This window comes from Spirochaeta cellobiosiphila DSM 17781 (assembly GCF_000426705.1).
GTDB classification, from domain to species: Bacteria; Spirochaetota; Spirochaetia; order DSM-17781; family DSM-17781; genus Spirochaeta_E; species Spirochaeta_E cellobiosiphila.
This window is the reverse complement of the sequence record NZ_AUFW01000035.1, coordinates 1-1,575: the sequence shown is the minus strand read 5'-3', so window position 1 is coordinate 1,575 and position 1,575 is coordinate 1. Positions and strand designations below refer to the sequence as shown.

Sequence of the window (1,575 nt, the reverse complement as noted above, 5' to 3'; positions counted from 1 at the left end):
TGAGTATCATACTCTTAGGATGTCCTCAGAAAGCTGAGGCAGATCAGACAAAAGAAGAATCCTCTCCCAGTGTTGAAGATATCGTACAAACAGAAAAACCTGTAAATCCTGGAGATGTCGTTGTAGAAAAAGCTCCTGTTAATACAGACACATCTAATAGTCGTGATCCCTATTGGTCCACTCTTGGATATGAAACATGGCAAGGGATTACTGATGTCACAGAATTACCTGAATCTTTGATGTTGGATATGCTTAATGTACGAAGGATGTTTTACCAAAGATCTAGATACCCAACTTTAGAAGAAATTATCTCAACGCATAAACCAGACTTAGGAGAATTAACAGCTGAGAATCTTAATAGTTTTGGTTATGATCTCTATGAAGCAGGGAATTTTAAAGAATCCATGCAACTATTTGTAGAAGCAATGCTACTCGATCCTACTTATGTCTATGCCCATTATAATTTTGCCTGTGTTGGTTCTCTTTATCTAGAATATTGGTCTCATCAGGATAGTGGAGCATATGCTCAGCAGGAAGGATTCTATGATGAAGCATATCTAGCTATGGTTCAAGATGAAGTGTTTCAAAATCTTAGTATATCCTTTTTCCTAGCATCCCGTTACCTAGACAAGTCAAAGACTGATCCAGATCTTGAATATATTCGTAGCCTCAAACGTTATAATAACTTAAGACAGAACTTATCAGAACCTAAATTCTGGATTCTTTATGGTTACCATCATGCGGATAACCTTGAAAGAGCAGATGAGATCCCTAGTTTAGGAGAATTATCTGTCACTCTAGATGGTGGCTTTTATTCAGCCTCAGGTATCGATGACATAATAGTAAGAGGACGTTCTTCTAAAAACATGTGGGAATATGGTATCCATAAACTAATTAATAGAGATCAAGTATCACTGATTAAGGTTGATTTTAGAGATCTTCCAGCTCTAGGTTACAGAATAAATTACGATTATATTAATGATCCGACAGGTGAATTAAGACAGCCATACGTGATAGCAAATCAAGAAAACTTCACCATCAAAGGTTTATTATATTTTGATGATCATTGGGAGATAAATAGCACCACTACTGTTTATAGTTATGATCTGGAATATCCCCAAAAGCAATCAGATGGTACATTGAATTTTCCATTATATGAAGATTGGAAACCTTCTAACAAAACACAATATTTCAATACAGTTAAGAAAATGTACGACTATTACTATAAAAAAAATACAAGTTCAATAAATGAAAAATTAAACAAATAGGGAACAAAGATGCCAGCATATGATGATTACTGTGATATCAATATTATACAACCTTTAATTAATGATTATTTTGATGATAGACCTTTTCTTAGGGAAGAGCAGATCTTTGATATCAATTTACCTAGTAGTAAAATGCGTAAGCTAAAACATTCGGGTGAGTACCCTATAAATTCTGGAGCATATATTGAACTTAATAGTATATATATACCAGAATATAAACAATTCCAAAAAGAAGAAATGTATCTAGGCAAAGTAGATAAATCAGAAAAGACGGCTATATGTCTACACTTCACTGCTGGTAATTATG

Annotated in this window: 2 protein-coding genes; both read left to right on the top strand. The window is 34.0% G+C overall.

Annotated features, from left to right (window positions below):
- Positions 1-1,268: hypothetical protein (locus K345_RS23330; protein WP_037571533.1), on the top strand; the 1,268-nt coding region annotated here is incomplete at its 5' end.
- Between the two features lie 9 nt (positions 1,269-1,277).
- A partial coding sequence (locus K345_RS20075) for a hypothetical protein (protein ID WP_037571531.1) occupies positions 1,278-1,575 on the top strand: 298 nt, incomplete at its 3' end.